The organism is Escherichia sp. 93.0816, from assembly GCF_013368855.2.
Classification (GTDB): domain Bacteria; phylum Pseudomonadota; class Gammaproteobacteria; order Enterobacterales; family Enterobacteriaceae; genus Escherichia; species Escherichia ruysiae.
This window is the reverse complement of record NZ_JABWNC020000008.1, coordinates 106,079-127,682: the sequence shown is the minus strand read 5'-3', so window position 1 is coordinate 127,682 and position 21,604 is coordinate 106,079. Positions and strand designations below refer to the sequence as shown.

25 protein-coding genes are annotated in these 21,604 nt (G+C 50.8%); 12 read left to right on the top strand and 13 right to left on the bottom strand.

All coding sequences use genetic code 11. From position 1 onward, the window contains the following. The first annotated feature begins 83 nt into the window (after positions 1-83). The 6 genes from HEM79_RS11420 (at position 84) to artJ (ending at position 4,693) form a co-directional block, all read left to right on the top strand. Positions 84-599: a lipoprotein gene (locus HEM79_RS11420; protein ID WP_176242811.1), complete on the top strand. Its 516-nt coding sequence runs from the start codon at positions 84-86 to the stop codon at positions 597-599. A 217-nt stretch (positions 600-816) separates the two neighbouring features. Then, the gene (gene artP / locus HEM79_RS11415; RefSeq protein ID WP_176242810.1) at positions 817-1,545 is read left to right on the top strand and encodes an arginine ABC transporter ATP-binding protein ArtP; all 729 of its coding nucleotides are present in this window, start codon (positions 817-819) and stop codon (positions 1,543-1,545) included. Positions 1,546-1,563: 18 nt separating this feature from the next. Beyond that, positions 1,564-2,295 carry an arginine ABC transporter substrate-binding protein ArtI gene (artI, locus tag HEM79_RS11410; protein ID WP_000756564.1) on the top strand — a complete coding sequence of 244 codons (732 nt, stop codon included), beginning with the start codon at positions 1,564-1,566 and terminating at the stop codon, positions 2,293-2,295. A 6-nt stretch (positions 2,296-2,301) separates the two neighbouring features. Then, on the top strand, positions 2,302-3,018 hold the full coding sequence (gene artQ / locus HEM79_RS11405) for an arginine ABC transporter permease ArtQ (protein WP_001001680.1): 717 nt from the start codon (positions 2,302-2,304) through the stop codon (positions 3,016-3,018). After that, positions 3,018-3,686: an arginine ABC transporter permease ArtM gene (gene artM / locus HEM79_RS11400; RefSeq protein ID WP_000895401.1), complete on the top strand. Its 669-nt coding sequence runs from the start codon at positions 3,018-3,020 to the stop codon at positions 3,684-3,686. Before artQ ends, artM begins: the two co-directional genes overlap by 1 nt. A 275-nt stretch (positions 3,687-3,961) precedes the next feature. After that, a complete protein-coding gene (artJ, locus tag HEM79_RS11395) occupies positions 3,962-4,693 on the top strand; it encodes an arginine ABC transporter substrate-binding protein ArtJ (protein ID WP_010349646.1) in 732 nt (243 codons plus the stop codon). Positions 4,694-4,721: 28 nt separating this feature from the next. On the opposite strand, the gene rlmC is transcribed toward artJ, so the two are convergent. The 10 genes from rlmC to HEM79_RS11345 all read right to left on the bottom strand — a co-directional run bounded on the left by rlmC (position 4,722) and on the right by HEM79_RS11345 (position 13,445). Further along, a complete protein-coding gene (gene rlmC, locus HEM79_RS11390; protein ID WP_176242809.1) occupies positions 4,722-5,849 on the bottom strand; it encodes a 23S rRNA (uracil(747)-C(5))-methyltransferase RlmC in 1,128 nt (375 codons plus the stop codon). Positions 5,850-5,889: 40 nt separating this feature from the next. Next, on the bottom strand, positions 5,890-6,378 hold the full coding sequence (locus HEM79_RS11385) for a YbjO family protein (RefSeq protein WP_000389254.1): 489 nt from the start codon (positions 6,376-6,378) through the stop codon (positions 5,890-5,892). Between the two features lie 59 nt (positions 6,379-6,437). Next, the gene (gene potI / locus HEM79_RS11380; RefSeq protein WP_001061658.1) at positions 6,438-7,283 is read right to left on the bottom strand and encodes a putrescine ABC transporter permease PotI; all 846 of its coding nucleotides are present in this window, start codon (positions 7,281-7,283) and stop codon (positions 6,438-6,440) included. Further along, positions 7,280-8,224, bottom strand: coding sequence for a putrescine ABC transporter permease PotH (potH, locus tag HEM79_RS11375; protein ID WP_016158999.1), 945 nt, complete (start codon positions 8,222-8,224; stop codon positions 7,280-7,282). The genes potI and potH overlap by 4 nt, the downstream gene beginning before the upstream one ends. Positions 8,225-8,233: 9 nt before the next feature. Then, positions 8,234-9,367 (bottom strand): putrescine ABC transporter ATP-binding subunit PotG, encoded by a 1,134-nt coding sequence (gene potG, locus HEM79_RS11370; protein ID WP_016159000.1) that lies wholly within the window; start codon positions 9,365-9,367, stop codon positions 8,234-8,236. A gap of 94 nt (positions 9,368-9,461) precedes the next feature. After that, positions 9,462-10,574 carry a spermidine/putrescine ABC transporter substrate-binding protein PotF gene (potF, locus tag HEM79_RS11365; RefSeq protein ID WP_000126096.1) on the bottom strand — a complete coding sequence of 371 codons (1,113 nt, stop codon included), beginning with the start codon at positions 10,572-10,574 and terminating at the stop codon, positions 9,462-9,464. A gap of 350 nt (positions 10,575-10,924) precedes the next feature. Further along, positions 10,925-11,401, bottom strand: a complete 477-nt coding sequence (locus tag HEM79_RS11360) for a type III secretion system chaperone family protein (RefSeq protein ID WP_000203025.1) — start codon at positions 11,399-11,401, stop codon at positions 10,925-10,927. A gap of 87 nt (positions 11,402-11,488) precedes the next feature. Further along, positions 11,489-12,391 (bottom strand): 30S ribosomal protein S6--L-glutamate ligase, encoded by a 903-nt coding sequence (rimK, locus tag HEM79_RS11355; RefSeq protein WP_000684316.1) that lies wholly within the window; start codon positions 12,389-12,391, stop codon positions 11,489-11,491. A gap of 60 nt (positions 12,392-12,451) precedes the next feature. Then, positions 12,452-13,174, bottom strand: coding sequence for a nitroreductase NfsA (gene nfsA, locus HEM79_RS11350; RefSeq protein WP_000189119.1), 723 nt, complete (start codon positions 13,172-13,174; stop codon positions 12,452-12,454). Next, positions 13,158-13,445 (bottom strand): YbjC family protein, encoded by a 288-nt coding sequence (locus HEM79_RS11345; protein ID WP_176242808.1) that lies wholly within the window; start codon positions 13,443-13,445, stop codon positions 13,158-13,160. The genes nfsA and HEM79_RS11345 overlap by 17 nt, the downstream gene beginning before the upstream one ends. Before the next feature lie 159 nt (positions 13,446-13,604). On the opposite strand from HEM79_RS11345, the gene grxA reads away from it, so the two are divergent. Next, on the top strand, positions 13,605-13,862 hold the full coding sequence (grxA, locus tag HEM79_RS11340; RefSeq protein WP_001195223.1) for a glutaredoxin 1: 258 nt from the start codon (positions 13,605-13,607) through the stop codon (positions 13,860-13,862). A 31-nt stretch (positions 13,863-13,893) separates the two neighbouring features. On the opposite strand, the gene HEM79_RS11335 is transcribed toward grxA, so the two are convergent. Next, positions 13,894-14,271: an inner membrane protein YbjM gene (locus HEM79_RS11335; protein ID WP_000681103.1), complete on the bottom strand. Its 378-nt coding sequence runs from the start codon at positions 14,269-14,271 to the stop codon at positions 13,894-13,896. Positions 14,272-14,539: 268 nt separating this feature from the next. On the opposite strand from HEM79_RS11335, the gene HEM79_RS11330 reads away from it, so the two are divergent. Beyond that, entirely contained in the window at positions 14,540-16,225 is a 1,686-nt protein-coding gene (locus HEM79_RS11330) for an aspartate:alanine antiporter (protein WP_176242807.1), read from the top strand. Between the two features lie 135 nt (positions 16,226-16,360). On the opposite strand, the gene rcdA is transcribed toward HEM79_RS11330, so the two are convergent. Further along, positions 16,361-16,936, bottom strand: coding sequence for a DNA-binding transcriptional regulator RcdA (gene rcdA, locus HEM79_RS11325; RefSeq protein WP_021550510.1), 576 nt, complete (start codon positions 16,934-16,936; stop codon positions 16,361-16,363). Between the two features lie 83 nt (positions 16,937-17,019). Here rcdA and HEM79_RS11320 point away from each other — a divergent pair, with 83 nt between their 5' ends. From HEM79_RS11320 to ybjH, 3 genes are all read left to right on the top strand, one after another. Next, positions 17,020-18,228: an MFS transporter gene (locus HEM79_RS11320; protein WP_176242806.1), complete on the top strand. Its 1,209-nt coding sequence runs from the start codon at positions 17,020-17,022 to the stop codon at positions 18,226-18,228. Then, positions 18,228-19,043, top strand: coding sequence for a 5-amino-6-(5-phospho-D-ribitylamino)uracil phosphatase (gene ybjI, locus HEM79_RS11315; RefSeq protein WP_176242805.1), 816 nt, complete (start codon positions 18,228-18,230; stop codon positions 19,041-19,043). The genes HEM79_RS11320 and ybjI overlap by 1 nt, the downstream gene beginning before the upstream one ends. Before the next feature lie 84 nt (positions 19,044-19,127). Continuing rightward, entirely contained in the window at positions 19,128-19,412 is a 285-nt protein-coding gene (gene ybjH, locus HEM79_RS11310; protein ID WP_077629224.1) for a protein YbjH, read from the top strand. A 40-nt stretch (positions 19,413-19,452) separates the two neighbouring features. Here the strand turns inward: ybjH and mdfA are convergent, their stop codons facing one another. Next, on the bottom strand, positions 19,453-20,685 hold the full coding sequence (gene mdfA / locus HEM79_RS11305; RefSeq protein ID WP_010347523.1) for a multidrug efflux MFS transporter MdfA: 1,233 nt from the start codon (positions 20,683-20,685) through the stop codon (positions 19,453-19,455). A gap of 285 nt (positions 20,686-20,970) precedes the next feature. Here mdfA and ybjG point away from each other — a divergent pair, with 285 nt between their 5' ends. Next, positions 20,971-21,567, top strand: a complete 597-nt coding sequence (gene ybjG, locus HEM79_RS11300; protein WP_176242804.1) for an undecaprenyl-diphosphate phosphatase — start codon at positions 20,971-20,973, stop codon at positions 21,565-21,567. Positions 21,568-21,604 lie beyond the last annotated feature (37 nt).

The window sequence follows — 21,604 nt, the reverse complement described above, 5'->3', positions numbered from 1 at the left end:
TATCGGACTGATACGCTATTATTGAAAGGATATCATTATTATCGTAGAACGCTTTCAAGGTGTTCGCTTATAAGGAAATCATTATGCGCTACAGCAAATTGACCATGCTTATCCCTTGCGCACTGTTACTCAGTGCTTGCACCACCGTCACGCCAGCCTATAAAGACAACGGCTCCCGCACTGGTTCTTGCGTCCAGGGCGGCCCTGACAGCGTGGCTCAGCAATTCTATGACTACCGTATTCAACATCGCAGTAACGACATTACCGCTCTGCGTCCGTACTTGAGTGACAAACTGGCGGCACTGCTCAGCGATGCCAGCCGCAATAACAACCAACGTGAATTGTTAAGCAGCGATCCCTTCTCCAGCCGTACCACCTTGCCAGACAGCGCCCGCGTCGCCAGTGCTTCTACCATCCCGAATCGCGATGCACGTAATATTCCGCTGCGCGTGGATCTAAAACAAGGCGACCAGAGCTGGCAGGATGAAGTACTGATGATTCAGGAAGGCCAGTGTTGGGTCATCGACGATGTGCGCTATTTAGGTGGCAGCGTTCACGCCAAAGCGGGGACATTACGCCAGTCCATTGAGAACCGTTAATCCCTTGATTAGATTATAACCCCTATAAATTGTCCGGCATTCTGTGAGGAATGCCGACATTTATGCTCGCCGAACAGCGCCCCCGTTATTTTGTGCTATGTTTATTGAATAATGCGCTTTGCTTTTAACTTTTAAAGCATAAATATTGCATAATTATTCTGTCAAAGGTACTATCTTCGACCTCAATAGCTATCAGACTGCCAGTATACGAGTGTCAATGAGTATTCAATTAAACGGCATTAATTGCTTCTACGGCGCACACCAGGCGCTGTTCGATATCACGCTGGATTGCCCGCAGGGCGAAACGCTGGTGTTACTTGGCCCCAGCGGCGCGGGGAAAAGCTCGCTGCTGCGTGTACTCAATCTGCTTGAGATGCCGCGCTCCGGTACGCTCAACATTGCAGGCAACCATTTCGATTTCACCAAAGCACCGTCTGACAAAGCGATTCGCGACCTGCGTCGCAACGTCGGCATGGTGTTTCAGCAATACAATCTGTGGCCGCATCTCACCGTGCAGCAAAACCTGATCGAAGCGCCATGCCGCGTACTCGGCTTGAGTAAAGATCAGGCGCTGGCTCGCGCAGAAAAACTGCTTGAGCGTCTGCGTCTCAAACCTTATAGCGATCGTTACCCGCTGCACCTTTCTGGTGGTCAGCAACAACGTGTTGCTATTGCCCGTGCGCTGATGATGGAGCCGCAAGTACTGCTGTTTGATGAACCGACCGCCGCGCTGGACCCGGAAATTACGGCACAGATCGTCAGCATCATTCGTGAGCTGGCGGAGACCAATATTACCCAGGTGATCGTCACCCATGAAGTTGAAGTGGCGCGTAAAACCGCCAGCCGTGTGGTGTATATGGAAAACGGTCACATCGTTGAACAAGGCGACGCGCGCTGCTTTACCGAGCCGCAAACCGAAGCATTTAAAAACTATCTCTCTCACTAAAGATTCGGGATAACGACAATGAAAAAAGTTCTGATTGCCGCGTTAATTGCAGGTTTTAGTCTTTCCGCCACAGCTGCCGAAACCATTCGTTTTGCTACCGAAGCCTCCTATCCTCCGTTTGAATCTATAGACGCGAATAACCAGATCGTCGGTTTTGACGTCGACCTCGCACAGGCGCTGTGTAAAGAGATTGATGCAACCTGTACCTTCTCCAACCAGGCATTTGACAGCCTGATCCCGAGTCTGAAATTCCGCCGTGTGGACGCCGTTATGGCAGGTATGGATATCACTCCAGAGCGTGAAAAACAGGTGCTGTTCACCACTCCGTACTATGACAACTCCGCCCTGTTTGTGGGTCAGCAAGGTAAATACACCAGCGTTGATCAGCTGAAAGGCAAGAAAGTCGGTGTGCAGAACGGGACAACACACCAGAAATTCATTATGGATAAGCACCCGGAAATCACTACCGTGCCGTATGACAGCTACCAGAACGCGAAACTGGATCTGCAAAACGGGCGTATTGACGGCGTATTCGGTGACACCGCAGTGGTAACCGAATGGCTGAAAGATAATCCAAAACTGGCGGCTGTGGGCGACAAAGTGACCGATAAAGATTACTTCGGTACTGGCCTCGGCATCGCAGTACGTCAGGGCAACACTGAACTGCAGCAGAAATTTAATACTGCGCTGGAAAAAGTGAAGAAAGATGGCACTTACGAAACCATCTACAACAAATGGTTCCAGAAGTAATTCCTGATGAATGAATTTTTTCCTTTAGCAAGCGCCGCCGGGATGACCGTCGGCCTTGCCGTTTGTGCATTGATTGTCGGACTGGCGCTGGCGATGTTCTTTGCAGTATGGGAGTCAGCAAAATGGCGCCCTGTTGCGTGGGCAGGTTCGGCGCTGGTGACGATTCTACGCGGCCTGCCAGAAATTCTGGTGGTGCTGTTTATCTACTTTGGCTCCTCGCAGTTACTGCTGACGCTTGCGGATGGCTTCACCATCAATCTTGGATTCGTGCAGATCCCGGTGCAGATGGACATTGAGAACTTCGACGTTAGCCCGTTCCTTTGCGGTGTTATCGCTCTGTCACTGCTGTATGCCGCTTATGCTTCGCAAACTCTGCGTGGCGCACTGAAAGCGGTGCCGGTGGGTCAGTGGGAATCGGGTCAGGCGCTGGGGCTGTCGAAATCGGCTATCTTTTTCCGTCTGGTGATGCCGCAGATGTGGCGTCATGCGCTGCCTGGTCTCGGCAACCAGTGGCTGGTACTGCTGAAAGATACCGCGCTGGTCAGTTTGATTAGTGTGAATGATTTAATGCTGCAAACCAAAAGCATCGCCACCCGTACCCAGGAACCGTTTACCTGGTACATTGTGGCGGCGGCGATTTACCTGGTGATTACCCTGTTGAGCCAGTACATTCTCAAACGCATTGACCTGCGCGCGACACGTTTTGAGCGGAGACCTGGCTGATGCTTGAGTATTTACCCGAACTGATGAAAGGGCTGCATACCAGCCTGACGCTGACGGTTGCCTCGCTGATTGTGGCGCTGATTCTGGCGTTGATTTTTACCATCATCCTGACGCTGAAAACGCCGGTGCTGGTGTGGCTGGTGCGTGGCTATATCACGCTGTTTACCGGTACGCCGCTGCTGGTGCAGATCTTCCTGATTTACTACGGACCGGGTCAGTTCCCGACATTGCAGGAGTATCCGGCGCTGTGGCATTTGCTATCGGAACCGTGGCTGTGTGCGCTAATTGCGTTGTCGCTGAACAGTGCGGCGTATACCACGCAACTGTTTTACGGGGCGATTCGCGCGATCCCGGAAGGTCAATGGCAGTCCTGTAGCGCGCTGGGAATGAGCAAAAAAGATACGCTGGCGATCCTCCTGCCGTATGCCTTTAAACGCTCGCTCTCTTCCTATTCCAACGAAGTGGTGCTGGTGTTCAAAAGTACCTCTCTGGCATACACCATTACGCTAATGGAAGTGATGGGCTACAGCCAGTTACTGTACGGACGCACCTACGACGTAATGGTGTTTGGCGCGGCGGGGATTATTTACCTCGTCGTCAACGGCCTGCTGACGCTGATGATGCGTCTGATTGAGCGTAAAGCACTGGCATTTGAACGTCGGAATTAATGTGACTGCGTACACATTCGCTGGGGGGTTTTGTAGGTCTGAGAAGACGCGCCAGCGTCGCATCAGACACCTGCACGGTGCCTGTGCCGGATGCGGCGTACATAGTGCATAAATCCTTATAATGAAGACGGACAACCCACTAAGTTGTCCGTCTTTTTTTATCTCTCGCAAACTATTTAATCATATTTATTGCATACAAATTCATTTGATGGCATTGTAAATCCATGCCGCAGACACGGCTAATAATCATAAGATTGACAGACGGGAGTTCCATCATGAAAAAGCTAGTTCTTGCCGCATTACTTGCATCCTGTGCATTCGGCGCTTCTGCCGCAGAGAAAATCAATTTCGGCGTCTCTGCCACTTATCCGCCATTCGAATCGATGGATGCAAACAACCAGATCGTCGGCTTTGATATCGATCTGGCAAAGGCGTTATGCAAACAAATGCAGGCAGAATGTACTTTTACTAATCACGCTTTCGACAGCCTGATCCCGTCACTGAAATTCAGAAAATATGACGCAGTGATTTCCGGGATGGACATCACGCCAGAACGTAGCAAGCAGGTAGCCTTTACCACCCCCTATTACGAAAACTCAGCCGTCGTGATTGCCAAAAAAGATACCTATAAGACTTTTGCCGACCTGAAAGGTAAACGTATTGGTATGGAAAACGGCACTACCCACCAGAAATACATTCAGGATCAGCATCCGGAAGTGAAAACCGTCTCTTATGACAGTTATCAGAATGCATTTATCGACCTGAAAAATGGTCGTATTGATGGGGTATTTGGTGATACAGCGGTAGTTAATGAGTGGCTGAAAACCAATCCGCAACTGGGCGTTGCGACTGAGAAAGTAACCGATCCGCAGTACTTCGGCACCGGTCTGGGCATCGCTGTACGTCCGGATAACAAAGCTCTGCTGGAGAAACTGAATAAGGCACTGGCAGCCGTTAAAGCAGACGGTACATATCAGAAAATCAGCGATCAGTGGTTCCCGCAGTAAGATTCAGAAAGCCGCAGATGCGGCTTTTTTATTGCTTCACCAGCAGCGTCAGCACTTCATAATGTGCGGTGTGGGGGAACATATCGAAAAGCTGTACCCGCTCAATGCGATATCCTGGCAGTTCGCGGATATCTTTCGCCATCGTTTGGGCGTTACAGCTTGAGTAGATAATAAAACGCGGTGCCATCGTCGAGAGATAATCACACAGCGGTTTACCAATGCCGCGACGCGGTGGATTAACCAGCACCAGATCCGGCACTTCACCCTGAGCGGTGGCAAACTGAGTGGAGTCCAGCGCCTGAAATTGCAGACGCGTTAGACCCAGTTCAGCAGCAGATTGTTTCGCACAGGCAATCGCTTCTGGCGCAATCTCAATCCCCGTTAACTGCATTTCTGGCGTTGCGCAATGCAAACCAAAACCGCCAACGCCGCAGAACAGATCCCACATATGATTTACCGGCAATTGCCGCACCCAGTCACGCGCGGTGGCGTACAGCTGGCTGGCGACCGCCGGATTTGTCTGGAAGAAACTTTGCGGTCGGATCCACAGCGGCACGTCATTAAAACGCTCTGCCAGCGCCTGCTGTTCGGTCAGGTAGATCTCCATCTCCCCTTCCATTATCGCCATATGCACTGGCTGAATATTGACGGTAATGACTTTTAGCTGTGGCAGTTGCGCCTGTAACCACGGCAGCGCCTTACGCAGTTGCGCCAGCTTGGTTTCAGAACGCAGTACAAAGCGCAGCATCATACCGCCATCCATCTGGCTTTCAGTCAGCAGAATATATTTCAGTTCGCCACGCTTGCGCGCCACGTTGTAGGGCGTCAGCCCCGCACGGGCGATAAACGGTTTTAGCGCCGCAAAAACGGGCGCAAATGAGGCAGGGTAAAGCGGGCAGTCGCAAAGATCTTCTGGCGTACCGTCGCGGTGTAGCATTCCGAGCAGTGGTTTTTCAACGCTACCACTCACCACCATTTTGGCTTTATTGCGAAACCCTTGTTCCGGACCAGACACCGGCGCGCACCACTCCGCAACCGGAAAATCGGCCAACAGATTTTTAAGATCGGCGGTTTTAGCGGAGAGTTGCTCTGGAATCGGCTGCGTTATCCACTGACAGGAGCGACAGCGACCCGCGTCGTAAAGTGCGCACTGCATACATTGACCTTCACATCATCAGGGGCGAGGATTATACACATTATTGCAGCTGGAAGAACCGCCGACTGGTGGCGGGAACAAACAGCAGCAATAAGATGAGCATATCCGGCAGCTTTTGTAACATCAGGCTATGGAAGATTTCACGTTTCGATTCACCAGGAATGCTGAACAGCTCAGGGTAACCATAACCGAGCGAAGCTGCCCACAGGTAACTGGCGGCCGTGATTTGCGTCAACAGATACAGCCAGCGCGCCAGGCGACGCCCTTTCACCAGCGAAAACGCACACCAGATTTCAATAAAAACCAGCGCAAGGCTGCTTAGAAAGACCAGCGTTAAACTCCAGGTTTGTACGCTGCGATGAATGAACTCGCCGATACCGCGCACGCCCAGCGTATTGAAAATCATCAGCACGTCGAGGCCACGGATCATAATAATGGCGAGCGCCGCCACCTGCACCAGTGCAGGCACATTCAGGCGAGCATGTGATGAAGATGTTTTCTTAAAAAATCCCAACGTTTCGTCTTCCATGAAAACAATGCCGCGACATGCGCGGCATTATGTAGCCAGGTTGGCAAATTTTAGTGTCTTCAGCCACGTCTTGCACGCTGGATATCGCGTATCCGCTGCTTTTCTGCGCGCGCCATTAAATACCAGGCGATAAATCCGACAATTCCGACCGCGCCGAGAATCAATGTTGCCAGGGCGTTGATTTCCGGATTCACCCCCATCCGCACGCTGGAGAAGACCAGCATCGGTAACGTGGTGGCTCCCGGCCCGGAAACAAAGCTGGCGATCACCAGATCGTCGAGCGACAGAGTAAAAGCAAGCAACCAACCAGAAATGATCGCCGGCATGATCATCGGTAGTGTAATGACGAAAAACACCTTCAGCGGCGTCGCGCCGAGATCCATCGCCGCTTCTTCAATGGAGCGATCCAGTTCCCGCAGACGCGAAGAAATAACAACTGCCACATAAGCCGTACAGAAAGTCACGTGCGCCAGCCAGATAGTTAACATACCGCGATCGGCAGGCCAGCCGATGGCATGAGCAAGAGCAACGAACAATAACAACAGCGACAGGCCAGTGATCACATCAGGCATGACTAACGGCGCGGTGATCATAAAGGCAAAGCCATTTGATCCACGAAACCGCCCGAAACGTACCAGCACGACCGCCGCAATAGTCCCAAGGATCGCCGCCGCCGTCGCCGCACAGGCGGCAATCGTCAGACTTAAGCCGACCGCGCTCATCATCGCATCATCACGCAATAACTCACCGTACCAGCGCGTTGACCAACCGGCCCACACCGTCACCAGCTTCGAACTGTTAAATGAATAGATGACCAGCATCAGCATCGGCGCATAGAGAAAGGTGAAGCCCAGCAACAAAATCACAATTCGCCAGGGCGAACGAACGACCGGTAAATTATTCATCCGTGTTCCCCTACGCTTTTTTGCTGATATTTGTGGAACCACATAATTGGCACAATCAGCAGCAATAACATAATGATCGCCACCGCAGAGGCCACCGGCCAGTCGCGGTTATTGAAAAACTCCTGCCACAGAACGCGCCCGATCATGATGCTATCAGGGCCGCCGAGCAGTTCCGGGATCACAAACTCACCCACCGCCGGAATGAAAACCAGCATTGATCCGGCGATAATCCCACCTTTGGTAAGCGGCACAATCACCGTAAAGAAAGTCTTCAGCGGACGCGCGCCGAGATCCAGCGCGGCTTCCACCAGCGAATAATCAATACGAATCAAGGCGGTGTAGATCGGCAGCACCATAAACGGTACGTAGGCATAAACAATGCCGATATAAACTGCCAGATTGGTATGCAGAATGGTCAGCGGCTGATCGATAACCCCCAGCCACAGCAGAAAATTATTCAGCACGCCATTGTTTTTTAGTATCCCCATCCAGGCGTAAACACGGATTAAAAATGAGGTCCACGACGGCAGGATCACCAGCAGCAATAAGATATTGCGGGTCGAAGGTTTACTGTGCGCCACTGCCCATGCCAGTGGGTAGCCGAGCAATAAGCAACAAACGGTCGAAATCGCCGCCACCTGTAACGACTGGAGATAAGCATCGAAATAGAGCGGATCGTCAGTCAGTTGCAGGAAATTACCGAGATTAAGAGTGATGGAAAGTTGCCCGTCAGCCCACTCCATCAGTTCGGTATAAGGTGGAATAGCGCGCGCCATCTCCGCCAGGCTTATTTTAAAGACAATCAGAAATGGCAGCAGAAACAACAAAATCAACCAGATATACGGCAGCGCAATCACCAGTTTGCGCCCGTGCTTCATTTGCCACTGTGTAAGCCACTGCTTTAACCCGCCCGGCTGGGCAGCAGGTTCAAGTGTACTCATCTTTGCTCCTTAAACCGTCAGCACCACACAACTGTCTGATTCCCAGCACAAACGAACTTCATCGCCCCAGGTCGGTAACCCTTTGCGAAAACGATGGGCGTTTTGTAACTGGGCGCTGATCATCTGCCCGCTTTTCAGACGGACATGATAAACAGACAAATCACCGAGATAGGCAATATGTGTCACCTCTCCCACCGCAAAATTGCAGCCATCAGCAGGCGGTTCGTCACAGAGCATGATTTTTTCCGGACGCAGCGCCACATGCACCGGCACGTTATCCACCACCGACGCATCGGGATCGACTTTCAACGGATGCACCAGCCCAGGCGAATAAAGCAACAGGCCATCTTCCTGGCGTTCCTTAAGCAGCCCTTCGAAAACATTGACCGATCCAATGAACTCGGCGCTATATCGCGTGGTCGGGTGCTCATAAATTTCTTCCGGCTCGCCAATCTGAACAAATTTACCGCGATTCATAATCGCGATGCGCCCCGCCATGGTCATCGCCTCTTCCTGATCGTGCGTTACCATCACACAGGTCACGCCGACACGCTCCAGAATATCCACCACTTCAAGCTGCATCCGGTCGCGCAGTTTTTTATCCAGCGCGCCCATCGGTTCATCGAGCAGTAATAGTTTCGGGCGTTTGGCAAGGCTTCGGGCCAGCGCCACTCGCTGACGTTGACCACCGGAAAGCTGATGCGGTTTGCGTCTGGCAAACTCCTGCATATGCACAAGCCCCAGCATCTCGTTGACCCGACTGGCAATTTCCGCTTTTGGTAACTTGTCTTGTTTCAGACCAAAGGCAATGTTTTGCTCCACGGTCATATGGGGGAATAGCGCGTAGGACTGGAACATCATGTTGATGGGGCGCAGATAAGGCGGAACCTGTGACAAATCGACGCCATCAAGCATAATCTGCCCGGCAGAAGGTTGTTCGAAACCTGCTAACATACGCAGCAGTGTGGACTTGCCACAGCCGGATGCGCCCAGCAGTGCAAAGATTTCGCCTTTATAAATGGTCAGACTGACATCATCGACCGCATGTTGACCATCGTAAGATTTGGTCAAATTGCGGATTTCTAATAGTGGTGTCAGCGACTTACGACTTTTCGCCTGCGGGCGAGGGATAGCGTCATTCACGGCTGCTCTCCGGCATTTAATGTGTGCAAGCGCACCATGATGGTGCGAATTGCCGGCGGGGGTGGTGCGCCCGTCCGGCATCTAAGGCTGCGGATTATTTTCCGCTCTTCACTTTGGTCCACGCGCGGGTGCGCACACGATCAATTTTCGGATCCTGCACTTGCAGGGTGAACATTTTGGCGCGGACATCTGCCGGAGGATAAATACCAGGATTGTCACGCACTTCCGCGCTCACCAGCGGCGTAGCTGCTTTGTTCGCGTTGGCATAGAACACATGGTCGGAGATATGTGCCACTACATCCGGACGCAGCAGATAATTCAGAAACTGATACGCTTCGTCTTTATTTTTGGCATCGGCAGGCATGGCGAATACATCAAAGAATGCCATCGCCCCTTCTTTCGGAATCGAGAAAGAGACATTCACGCCATTCTTCGCTTCCTTCGCGCGGTTTGACGCCTGCCAGACATCGCCCGCCCAGCCGATAGCGACACAAATATCGCCGTTTGCCAGGTCGTTAATGTATTGAGATGAATGGAAATAACGAATATTCGGGCGCAGCTTTAACAGCAGATCGGTAGCCGGTCCGGTGTAATCATCCGCTTTAGTGCTGTTGGGATCTTTGCCGAGATAATTCAGCACGGTAGCAAAAACTTCTTCTGGCGCATCGAGGAAAGATACACCGCAACTTTTTAGTTTTTCCAGATTTTCAGGCTTGAGGATCAAGTCCCAGCTATCGACGGGCGCGTTTTCGCCCAGCACCGCTTTAACTTTATCGACGTTATAGCCAATCCCGGTCGTCGCCCACATATAGGGCATAGCAAATTTATTGTCGGGATCGTGTTTTGCCACCAGCTTCAGCAGTTCTGGATCGAGATTCTTCCACTCCGGCAATTTGCTTTTATCCAGCGGCTGGAATACTCCCGCAGTCAACTGGCGTTCAAGAAAGCTGGCTGACGGCACAACGAGATCAAAGCCGGTACTCCCCGCCATTAATTTGCCTTCCAGCACTTCGTTGGAATCAAAAACATCGTAGACGACTTTGATACCGGTCTCTTTTTCAAAATTTGCCACCGTATCCGGGGCGATATAATCAGACCAGTTATAGATGTGGAGTGTTTTTTGTTCAGCCGCGAGCGTGCTGACAGAGACGGCCATCAGAGCACCCGCAACCAGGCCCGATAGCCATTTTTTATTTAAGGCAGTCATATCTCTTTCCTTCTGAAAGTTCGTTAACAAACGAACAAAAGTTGTCACACTGAAAGATATGCAATAAACGTGCATATTTTTTATCGGCGCGGTGCAAGAAAAGAGAACTCTCTCCCGGCCAGCATTGCTCGCTATATAAAAGCCTCGCAAGAATAACTTTAGCCAGGGTTTGAAACTATAGCTGTAATTAAAAAACGGTATTTAACAAATTTTTATGCGTATTTGCTCTATGTGATAAAGCAAACCCGGCACAATAGAAGTGAATTAATCTTTAATGAAAGGTTAAAATCAGCAGGAAATATTACGACGCGCAGTCACTGCGGCAGCGACTGCGTGCTCGAAGAGAGTTATCAGTGAAGGAAATAGTTTTCGGTAACGTTGTTTTGCCCTTCATCGTCAGTCGGCAACAGCAGCTGATGGGCATTAGCTTCGAGGATGACCATCGAAATCTGTTCTTCGCTCTGACGTACAAACCATGCAAACTGTTCATAGGTTACGCCCTGCATAACAGATAAAGACTGGCAAACCACCAGCTTTGGCAGATTATCATCCTGCATATCGAGAAATGCTTTCACGGTCAGTGAACTGGCATTGATGGCTGATAAATCCGCCGCCAGCGGCAACACGGCTGAAGGCCTGACTTCCGCCATGGCAGAAAACAGGATTGTGTTATCAATCAGGTCGATCTTGGCATCAAAGACACCGTCGAAATTCTGCATATGAGGCAGATGCAAAGCCTGACAGTTATCACATTCAAAAAAACTCATCCCCAGGTCATCGAGCCATTGACGCAACGTATCCAGACCAGGAACGACCAGCGATGTCATAATTTTGTACAACCTCTTCCGATAAAAAGACTGGCACAGCTTACGCAAAAAGCGCAGGCAAAACCATGATCAGTAATGTAATTGCGACTAACCACCCGTTTTCAGGCAATATTCTGCCGTGGCGTGGCGTTCGATCCAGCGGATCATTTTACCCGCAATGTCGATACCGGTGGTTTTTTCTATTCCTTCCAGCCCCGGCGACGCATTCACCTCCATCACCAACGGCCCGCGATTGGCACGCAGAATATCCACACCGGCAACATCCAGCGCCATTGTTCGCGCGGCTTTGATGGCGATTTCACGCTCTTTCGGCGTGATACTGGCGATGCTTGCTGCGCCGCCACGATGCAAATTGGAGCGGAAATCGCCCTCTTTCGCCCGCCGTTCAATCGCCGCGACAACTTCATCACCGACGACCAGACAGCGGATATCGCACCCTTGCGCCTCTTTTATATATTCCTGCACCAGAATATGGGCGTTCAGGCCGCGAAAAGCATCAATCACGCTTTCTGCCGCCTGGCGCGTTTCCGCCAGCACCACACCAATTCCCTGCGTGCCTTCGACCAGCTTAACCACCAGCGGCGCACCACCGACCATATCGATTAAGTCGCTGGTATCATCCGGCGAATGCGCAATCCCCGTGACAGGCAGGTCAATGCCCTGACGCGCCAGCAGTTGCATGGAACGCAATTTGTCACGCGCCCGGGCAATCGCGACCGATTCGTTCAGCGGGTAACTCCCCAGCATTTCGAACTGGCGCAGCGCCGCCGTTCCATAAAAGGTTATAGCAGTGCCAATGCGTGGGATCACCGCGTCAAAATGGGGGAGTTTGCGGCCTTTATAGTGAATGGAAGACGCCGCAGGATTAATGTTCATGTAGCAAGAAAGCGGATCGAGAATTTCAACCAGGTGACCACGCTGTATGGCGGCTTCACGCAGCCGCTTACACGAATAGAGCGTTCCATCCCGGGACAATATGGCAATTTTCACCCTGCACCTCTCTGTCAGACCTGGTCAAAAGCCCGCGTATAATACATCGCCGTAACGGTTTTAGCGCGTCGCCCAACCTTGTTTATGCAAATAATCGAGAATAAAAGGACGGCTTTCTTTGATAATCGTCCGGCGAATATGATCGCTCCAGGTATCCCGGCGATTATTGCTGCCACGGGTAAGATAATATTCCGCCAGTTGCTCGTCATACTGCGCCAGAGCATCTTTATCCAGCGACTGGTAGCTGTTTTCATGCACCAAAATGGAGGCCGGTAAACGCGGCTTGAGATCCGGGTTATCCGCAGGCCAGCCGAGACACAGGCCAAACAGCGGCAGAACATGCTTTGGTAATTTCAGCAGTTCCGTCACCGCTTCAATGTTATTGCGCAGGCCGCCAATATATACACCGCCCAACCCCAACGATTCCGCTGCGGTTAAGGCGTTTTGTGCCATCATCGCCGTATCAACAACACCGAGCAACAACTGCTCTGCCAGGCCGAGTTGAGCATCCGGGCAGATTTGTAAATGACGGTTAAAGTCGGCGCAGAACACCCAGAACTCCGCCGCTTGCGCAACGTGTTTTTGCCCGCCGGTCAGCGGCACCAGGGCTTCACGCAATGCGGGATCGGTAATGCGAATAATGCTGCTGCACTGCAAAAAGCTGGAACTGGAGGTCGCGCGGGCGCTGTTGATAATCGCCTCACGCTGTTCAGCGGAGATAGGTTCATCAGTGAAATGGCGAATGGAGCGGTGACCACAAATAAGTTCAATGGTTGGCGTCATTATCTTTTTCTCTTTCTGAACGTGAAGATTCCGGTGGATGATTCATCAGTTGCGGGGCCAGCCGTTTTGCCACCTGAAGAATAACCACCACCGCAGCGGGAAGCATGAGCAAAACACCGAGAAAAATCATCAGAATTTGCGCTTCTGGCGTAGAAAACGGCGCTGGAAGCGAAAAGTTGTCACTTATCGACAGCAACGCCACCGCCAGTAACATCATTCCAATAAATTCCAGTATCAACACGCTTTTAGGCAATTTACCGATCGCGCGCATAAACTTCCCTCTGCAAAGTGAGCTGCCAGTTTAAAACCTTTCGCCGCGTTGTGCTTAACAGTTATAGCTTTAAGCAATCAATGCAACAGGTTAAACCTACTTTCAGCGAATAAGATTTGGCGTGATCATGCACACATGAGAGATAAATGGAGAAAGCCAATGCAAACCGTTATTTTCGGTCGTCCGGGTTGCCCTTACTGCGTGCGTGCCAAAGATTTGGCAGAAAAGTTAAGTAATGAACACGATGATTTTCACTATCAGTATGTGGATATCCGTGCTGAAGGGATCACTAAAGAGGATCTGCAACAGAAAGCTGGCAAGCCGGTAGAAACCGTACCGCAGATTTTTGTCGATCAGCAACACATCGGTGGCTATACCGATTTTGCTGCCTGGGTGAAAGAGAATCTTGACGCCTGATTACCGGATAAGCCCTCTCTGTTTGAGGGCTTTATTGATTTTTTCTGTGTTGTGGCCTGAACAAGCTACTAATAAACAAAAAACATAACGCGCCCAGCGCACACCAGAAGACGGCACTCAACAACCACGCCAGCTCCTGCCAGAATGAGCGTGATGGTGAAAAAAACAGACGCATAATTAACATAGAACACGGTGCTGCCAGCATTGCGCCAAACAGTGGTTTAAGGACTTCTCTACGCCGCGAAAAAAAGCTGGCTACAGCCCCAGGAAGAATGAAAAACAGTAAGCCGATTTCAGGGTGCCCGGCAGCCCGAAAAGCTCCCTTCATATGTGTCGCCAGAAAAAGGCACACCACAATAAAGAGGACAAAACAGCAAATTGCCCCCGCCCAATGTTGTTTATGTTTCACATGTTCCTCCTGACACTGCCTCTATCGAACACATTTTTCGCCGGTGTGGCGCTCAGTAAGATAAAGCCGCTTCGCATTCCATGCTAATATAGGCCAACACAATTCTTATAGCCGTTGGTATCTAATGTGATTACACTAGTAAAATATATTGTTACTTTACTATTGATTAAGTGCGCTGAATGAATCTGCGCTCTGAATTCAGGTAAAAACATTATCTTAAATTACCATTTCTTTCAACAGCTTACTCGTAAACAAGAAGTTAGTCTCCGTGAATATAAACGTCGCCGAATTGTTAAATGGGAATTACATTCTGTTATTATTCGTGGTCCTCGCGCTTGGACTATGTCTCGGAAAATTACGACTTGGTTCAATCCAACTGGGTAATTCCATTGGCGTTTTAGTCGTATCACTGTTATTAGGTCAACAACATTTCAGTATTAACACCGACGCGCTTAATCTTGGCTTTATGCTGTTTATTTTCTGCGTCGGGGTCGAAGCCGGACCCAACTTTTTTTCCATTTTTTTCCGCGATGGGAAAAATTACCTAATGTTAGCCCTGGTAATGGTCGGTAGTGCACTGCTGATCGCCTTAGGGCTGGGTAAGTTGTTTGGCTGGGACATCGGCCTGACGGCCGGTATGTTGGCTGGTTCAATGACATCAACACCGGTTTTGGTTGGTGCGGGCGATACCTTACGCCACTCAGGAATAGAAAGCGGGCAGCTCTCTGCGGCACTGGATAATTTAAGCCTCGGGTATGCATTAACCTATTTGATTGGCCTGGTGAGTTTGATTGTCGGGGCGCGTTACTTGCCTAAGTTGCAGCATCAGGACTTACAAACCAGCGCCCAACAAATCGCTCGTGAACGAGGTCTGGATACCGACGCCAGCCGTAAAGTCTATCTGCCGGTCATTCGCGCCTACCGCGTCGGGCCGGAACTGGTCGCCTGGGCCGATGGCAAAAACTTGCGCGAACTGGGTATTTATCGACAAACCGGTTGCTACATTGAACGTATTCGTCGTAACGGGATTCTGGCAAATCCGGATGGTGACGCCGTGCTACAGATGGGCGATGAAATAGCGTTGGTAGGATATCCCGACGCCCACGCCCGACTCGATCCCAGCTTCCGTAACGGTAAAGAAGTTTTTGATCGAGATCTTCTCGACATGCGTATCGTCACTGAAGAGGTGGTCGTCAAAAACCATAACGCTGTCGGTAAACGCCTGGCACAACTGAAGCTGACCGATCACGGTTGTTTCCTTAACCGCGTCATCCGCAGCCAGATCGAAATGCCGATCGACGATAACGTGGTGCTTAATAAAGGCGATGTATTGCAGGTGAGCGGCGATGCCCGTCGCGTGAAAACCATCGCCGATCGCATCGGCTTTATCTCGATTCACAGCCAGGTTACCGATCTACTGGCATTCTGCGCGTTCTTTGTCATCGGTCTGATGATCGGGATGATCACCTTCCAGTTCAGCACATTCAGCTTCGGCATGGGTAACGCCGCCGGGTTGTTATTCGCTGGTATTATGCTGGGCTTTATGCGAGCGAACCACCCGACCTTCGGCTATATTCCCCAGGGCGCGTTAAGCATGGTGAAAGAGTTCGGTTTGATGGTATTTATGGCGGGCGTGGGTTTAAGCGCCGGTAGTGGCATCAATAACGGCCTGGGTGCGATTGGCGGTCAGATGTTGATTGCCGGATTAATTGTCAGCCTGGTGCCCGTTGTTATTTGCTTCCTGTTTGGCGCTTATGTGCTGCGCATGAACCGCGCGCTGTTGTTCGGTGCAATGATGGGCGCACGTACTTGTGCTCCGGCAATGGAGATCATCAGCGACACTGCGCGCAGCAACATCCCGGCCTTAGGTTATGCGGGCACTTATGCAATAGCTAACGTACTGCTGACGCTGGCAGGGACAATCGTCGTAATGGTATGGCCAGGACTCGGATAAAACTGAAGTTGCCCCAAAAATGAAATTTTTTTGTACAACCGCAGAACTTTTCCTCGGGGCATCAGTCTTAATTAGTGCCACTGCTTTTCTTTGATGTCCCCATTTTGTGGAGCCCATCAACCCCGCCATTTCGGTTCAAGGTTGATGGGTTTTTTGTTGCCTGAAATTTATCTCCTGCCCTGCCAATTGCGCCACCATCTGCAAAATCTCCTCGCGCGATAGCGGCTTACGGTCAGTGACAAAATGCAGTGTCATCCCTTCAATAAACGCATCCAGCGCGCGGGCGGTTCCGGGTTCAAACCATTGTTCGAGCGTTTGCTGACTGCGCTGCATCCAGTTTTGCATCACCGTTTTTAATAGCGGTTTTCGGCTGGCCAATGCGTAAAGTTGATACATCAGTTCCATGTTATCCGGCGTTGCAACCTGCGAGCTGTAGATCATGTCGGTTATGGCCTGGCAGGCGCCTGAGGCATCACTAACATCGCTAAAAAATGCCTGATATTGCTTAGACATTATCTCTGTAAAACTGCTGAACGCCTCCAGCAGCAACTCATCAATTCCTGAAAAATAGTAGGTCATCGACCCCAACGGTACTCCGGCAAGGGTAGCGATTTTGCGGTGCGTAACGGCATGTATTCCGTAAAGTTTCACCGCCTCCAGCGTAGCCTGGATGATTTTTTCTCGCCGTTGCGGATCGTTAGCGCGACGCATGTCATTTCCTCTCTTTGCAATTGTGTACAAATGTACACAACCTTGCTAAGGTTGTCTTCCCTCTTCTTTTTTTGACGTGATCTATGACCGTAAATTCTTCACGTAATGCCTTGAAACGCCGAACCTGGGCGCTGTTTATGTTCTTCTTTTTGCCAGGCCTGTTAATGGCGTCCTGGGCAACCCGTACGCCAGCGATTCGCGACATTCTTTCTGTCTCGATCGCTGAAATGGGCGGTGTACTCTTTGGCTTGTCGATCGGTTCGATGAGCGGAATTCTCTGCTCGGCGTGGTTAGTGAAACGTTTTGGGACGCGTAATGTCATCCTGGTCACGATGTCCTGCGCGTTGATCGGGATGATGATATTAAGTCTGGCGCTCTGGCTGACATCGCCCGTGCTCTTTGCCGTTGGTCTTGGCGTCTTTGGAGCCAGTTTTGGTTCCGCTGAAGTTGCTATAAACGTTGAAGGTGCCGCCGTTGAGCGAGAAATGAATAAAACGGTTTTGCCGATGATGCACGGCTTTTATAGCCTCGGCACGCTGGCAGGCGCTGGTGTTGGGATGGCGCTAACGGCCTTTGGCGTTCCGGCAACTGTGCATATTTTGTTGGCGGCACTGGTAGGCATCGCGCCTATTTATATCGCCATTCAGGCAATCCCTAGCGGTACGGGAAAAAATGCCGCCGATGGCACGCAACATGGCGAAAAAGGCGTACCTTTTTATCGCGATATCCAGTTGCTGTTGATTGGTGTCGTGGTGCTGGCGATGGCTTTTGCAGAAGGTTCTGCCAACGACTGGTTACCCTTGTTAATGGTTGATGGTCACGGTTTTAGCCCCACTTCCGGCTCACTGATTTATGCCGGTTTCACATTGGGGATGACCGTTGGACGCTTCACTGGCGGTTGGTTCATCGACCGTTACAGTCGCGTTGCCGTGGTTCGTGCCAGTGCGCTAATGGGTGCGTTGGGTATTGGGCTGATTATTTTTGTCGATAGCGCCTGGGTCGCTGGGGTGTCTGTTGTTCTTTGGGGATTGGGTGCCTCGCTGGGCTTCCCGCTGACCATTTCTGCCGCCAGCGATACCGGCCCCGATGCGCCGACCCGCGTCAGCGTGGTAGCAACAACCGGTTATCTGGCTTTCCTCGTCGGACCGCCGCTGCTGGGCTATCTCGGCGAACATTATGGATTACGTAGTGCAATGCTGGTTGTACTGGCGCTGGTTATTCTCGCGGCTATTGTCGCGAAGGCCGTCGCCAAACCCGATACCAAAACGCAGACGGCGATGGAGAATAGTTGATGAGCATTAAATTAATTGCGGTAGACATGGATGGTACTTTCTTAAGCGATCAAAAAACCTATAACCGCGAGCGGTTTATGGCTCAGTATCAGCAAATGAAAGCACAAGGGATTCGCTTTGTGGTCGCCAGCGGGAATCAATATTATCAGTTGATCTCTTTCTTCCCCGAAATTGCCGATGAAATTGCCTTTGTGGCAGAAAACGGTGGTTGGGTAGTGAGCGAAGGCAAAGATGTTTTTAATGGCGAGCTGTCGAAGGATGCATTTGCCACTGTCGTGGAACATTTACTGACGCGCCCGGAAGTGGAAATTATTGCCTGCGGAAAAAATAGCGCCTATACCCTCAAAAAATATGACGATACCATGAAAACGGTGGCGGAAATGTATTATCACCGTCTGGAATATGTCGATAACTTTGACAACTTAGAAGATATCTTCTTTAAGTTTGGCCTGAATCTTTCCGATGAACTGATTCCGCAAGTGCAAAAAGAGTTACATGATTCGATTGGCGATATTATGGTGCCGGTTCATACCGGCAACGGTAGCATCGATCTGATTATCCCCGGCGTACATAAAGCCAATGGCCTGCGGCAACTCCAGAAGTTATGGGGAATAGACGACAGTGAAGTGGTGGTCTTTGGCGATGGCGGTAACGATATCGAAATGCTGCGCCAGGCTGGCTTTAGCTTTGCGATGGAAAATGCCGGCAACGCGGTCGTAGCTGCGGCGAAATACCGCGCAGGCTCCAATAACCGTGAAGGCGTACTGGATGTGATCGATAAAGTTCTTAAGCACGAAGCGCCATTTAATCAATAAAACGGCAGCACGCCCGGCAACACAATGCCTGAATGAAGGATGCATAATTCGCGGAAATTCCCCTTCTGGATTATTTCAGGCGAAATGATGATGAAAAATTGTGTACTGCTGGGCGCGTTTCTGTTGAGTTTTACTGGTGTGGCAATGGCGCAAAGTGTCACCGTTGATGTGCCGAGCGGATACAAAGTGGTGGTAGTCCCCGATTCAGTCAGCGTTCCACAAGCGGTCAGCGTCGCGACTGTGCCGCAAACTGTCTATGTGGCGCCTACTCCAGCTCCGGCTTACCGCCCACATCCGTATGTTCGTCATCTTGCCAGCGTAGGCGAAGGGATGGTTATCGAACATCAAATCGACGACCATCACCATTAATCCATGAATGCCTGATTGTACAAAGCAACCAGGCATTTTCTTATCCGTCGTTTGAATTTCCTGTTTGTTTATCTTTTAAAAAAATAAACATCAGCAGCAGCCACAAAATTCCGTTGGCAAGGTTAAAGAGATTAAACAGGCCGTTGCCCCCGTTCAACCAGGCATGTTTGCTGATTTCAATACCGACGGTAAAGATCAGCATTTGTAACATCCCCATCGCCGCAGAAACCGTACCTTTACTCATATCGCTGGCAAACAGGGTTAATCGCACCAGTCCCGCATTCGCCAGACCAATACCGAAAGCATAAATACTTAATCCGGCGGTCATCCATAAATACGCGTGCGATGAGATAACCGTTGCGGCAGCGGCGACTAGCAGGCCAATCATAATCGGCCAGCCACCCATAATGATCAATGCACGAACGGTGCGGCGCGAGGTCAAACGCGCTAACAGCAAGTTACCCGCAATTAACGCCCCGAAAACTGGCACTTGCAGCAAACCATATTCATAGCTGCTCAACTTTTCGCCGGTGATGATGATAATCGGTGACTGGGCGATCCACGCCAGCAGCGGCAGGCTGACGAACCCCAGCGCCAGTGCTCCGGCAACAAAGCGACCGTTCTTCAGCACCAGCTTGTAGTCATGGCCAAGCTCTTTCAGGGACAGTTTCTCACCAATACGCGTGGCAGTTTCCGGCATAGCGCGTTGCAGACCGAAAAAGGAGATCGCCGCCAATGCAGCAAACAGCACAAACATGCCTTCCCAGGGCAGCACATGGATCCACGCGGCGCCCACCAGCGGACCGAGTAGCGGAGCAATCAGCGCCACGTTCGCCATCAGCGCGGTGATCTTGATACAAACCGCCTCTTCGAAGGATTCCTGAATCGCGGCGTATCCAACAGCGCCAATGAAACAAAGACTTATGCCTTGCAGGAAGCGTAGTAGCGTGAATTGTTCAATGTTTTGCGCCAGTAATATTGCCAGACAGGTGACGATAAACCACACCACGCCCGCCAGCATCACCGGACGGCGACCAATACGATCCGACAGCGGCCCCAGGAGCCACTGTAAAAACATCCCGCCCGCCAGGTAAGCGGTCATCGAAGTAGGAACCCAGTCAATACCCGCCTGATACTCTTCCACTACCGCGAGCATACCGGGTTGAATCATATCATTGCCGATATAGGTCGAGAATTCGTAGAGCACCAGACAGAGGGGGAAAAGTAATGCCTGACGCCCAAGTCTGGCACCGGAAGCTAATCTATTTTGCATGCAATTTCTTCGCCAATAATAATCGCGCAAAGTTTAATAAAAGCGCGGCAAACGAGAAAGTAAATTTTGTAGGTGAAACCACGCTTAAGCACATTCTTACATTATTCCGGGTATAGCTACTCTTTCTTTAAGCTTTATTTAATTCCTTCGCGTTACTATTCCCTGTTGTAAGCCAATTCGAAAGTGAAATAAGACGATGCTGCTTTACCCTGTTTAACACGCACTTTATGCTCATCGACTTGCCTGATGGCTCCCCATTTTAATCACCTTTTGAGTCTGAAAGTTATGCTGGAAAATCTGAATTACTCATTATTCTCTCTTATTAATGCGACGCCAGACTCATCCGCATGGATGATTTCGTTAGCGATTTTTATTGCCAAAGATTTAATTACTGTAGTGCCGCTGCTGGCTACGGTGCTTTGGCTATGGGGATTTACGGCTCAACGGCAACTGGTGATAAAAATCGCCATCGCGCTGGCAGTCAGCCTGTTTGTTTCCTGGACGATGGGGCACTTATTTCCGCACGACCGTCCGTTTGTTGATCATATCGGCTATAACTTCCTGCATCATGCGGCGGATGACTCTTTCCCAAGCGACCACGGTACGGTGATTTTCACCTTTGCGCTGGCATTTTTATGCTGGCATCGCCTGTGGTCAGGCACAATCCTTATGGCGCTGGCGCTGGTCATTGCCTGGTCACGTGTTTATCTCGGTGTTCACTGGCCGCTGGACATGCTCGGTGGATTGTTGGCAGGAATGATTGGTTGCCTTAGCGCCCAGATTATCTGGCAGGCAGTGGGGGCTATACTCTACCAGAAGCTGCAATTGTGGTATCGCTTCTGTTTCGCCTTACCGATACGTAAAGGCTGGGTGCGTGGCTGATTTCGGATAAAAAGTGTAATATCAGGCGGCTCGCTTC

Coding starts and splice junctions, on each gene's coding strand:
- HEM79_RS11420 (WP_176242811.1), top strand. CDS start 84: ATGCGCTACAGCAAATTGACCATGCTTATCCCTTGCGCACTGTTACTC.
- artP (WP_176242810.1), top strand. CDS start 817: ATGAGTATTCAATTAAACGGCATTAATTGCTTCTACGGCGCACACCAG.
- artI (WP_000756564.1), top strand. CDS start 1,564: ATGAAAAAAGTTCTGATTGCCGCGTTAATTGCAGGTTTTAGTCTTTCC.
- artQ (WP_001001680.1), top strand. CDS start 2,302: ATGAATGAATTTTTTCCTTTAGCAAGCGCCGCCGGGATGACCGTCGGC.
- artM (WP_000895401.1), top strand. CDS start 3,018: ATGCTTGAGTATTTACCCGAACTGATGAAAGGGCTGCATACCAGCCTG.
- artJ (WP_010349646.1), top strand. CDS start 3,962: ATGAAAAAGCTAGTTCTTGCCGCATTACTTGCATCCTGTGCATTCGGC.
- rlmC (WP_176242809.1), bottom strand. CDS start 5,849: ATGCAGTGCGCACTTTACGACGCGGGTCGCTGTCGCTCCTGTCAGTGG.
- HEM79_RS11385 (WP_000389254.1), bottom strand. CDS start 6,378: ATGGAAGACGAAACGTTGGGATTTTTTAAGAAAACATCTTCATCACAT.
- potI (WP_001061658.1), bottom strand. CDS start 7,283: ATGAATAATTTACCGGTCGTTCGTTCGCCCTGGCGAATTGTGATTTTG.
- potH (WP_016158999.1), bottom strand. CDS start 8,224: ATGAGTACACTTGAACCTGCTGCCCAGCCGGGCGGGTTAAAGCAGTGG.
- potF (WP_000126096.1), bottom strand. CDS start 10,574: ATGACTGCCTTAAATAAAAAATGGCTATCGGGCCTGGTTGCGGGTGCT.
- HEM79_RS11360 (WP_000203025.1), bottom strand. CDS start 11,401: ATGACATCGCTGGTCGTTCCTGGTCTGGATACGTTGCGTCAATGGCTC.
- nfsA (WP_000189119.1), bottom strand. CDS start 13,174: ATGACGCCAACCATTGAACTTATTTGTGGTCACCGCTCCATTCGCCAT.
- HEM79_RS11345 (WP_176242808.1), bottom strand. CDS start 13,445: ATGCGCGCGATCGGTAAATTGCCTAAAAGCGTGTTGATACTGGAATTT.
- grxA (WP_001195223.1), top strand. CDS start 13,605: ATGCAAACCGTTATTTTCGGTCGTCCGGGTTGCCCTTACTGCGTGCGT.
- rcdA (WP_021550510.1), bottom strand. CDS start 16,936: ATGCGTCGCGCTAACGATCCGCAACGGCGAGAAAAAATCATCCAGGCT.
- HEM79_RS11320 (WP_176242806.1), top strand. CDS start 17,020: ATGACCGTAAATTCTTCACGTAATGCCTTGAAACGCCGAACCTGGGCG.
- ybjI (WP_176242805.1), top strand. CDS start 18,228: ATGAGCATTAAATTAATTGCGGTAGACATGGATGGTACTTTCTTAAGC.
- ybjH (WP_077629224.1), top strand. CDS start 19,128: ATGATGATGAAAAATTGTGTACTGCTGGGCGCGTTTCTGTTGAGTTTT.
- mdfA (WP_010347523.1), bottom strand. CDS start 20,685: ATGCAAAATAGATTAGCTTCCGGTGCCAGACTTGGGCGTCAGGCATTA.
- ybjG (WP_176242804.1), top strand. CDS start 20,971: ATGCTGGAAAATCTGAATTACTCATTATTCTCTCTTATTAATGCGACG.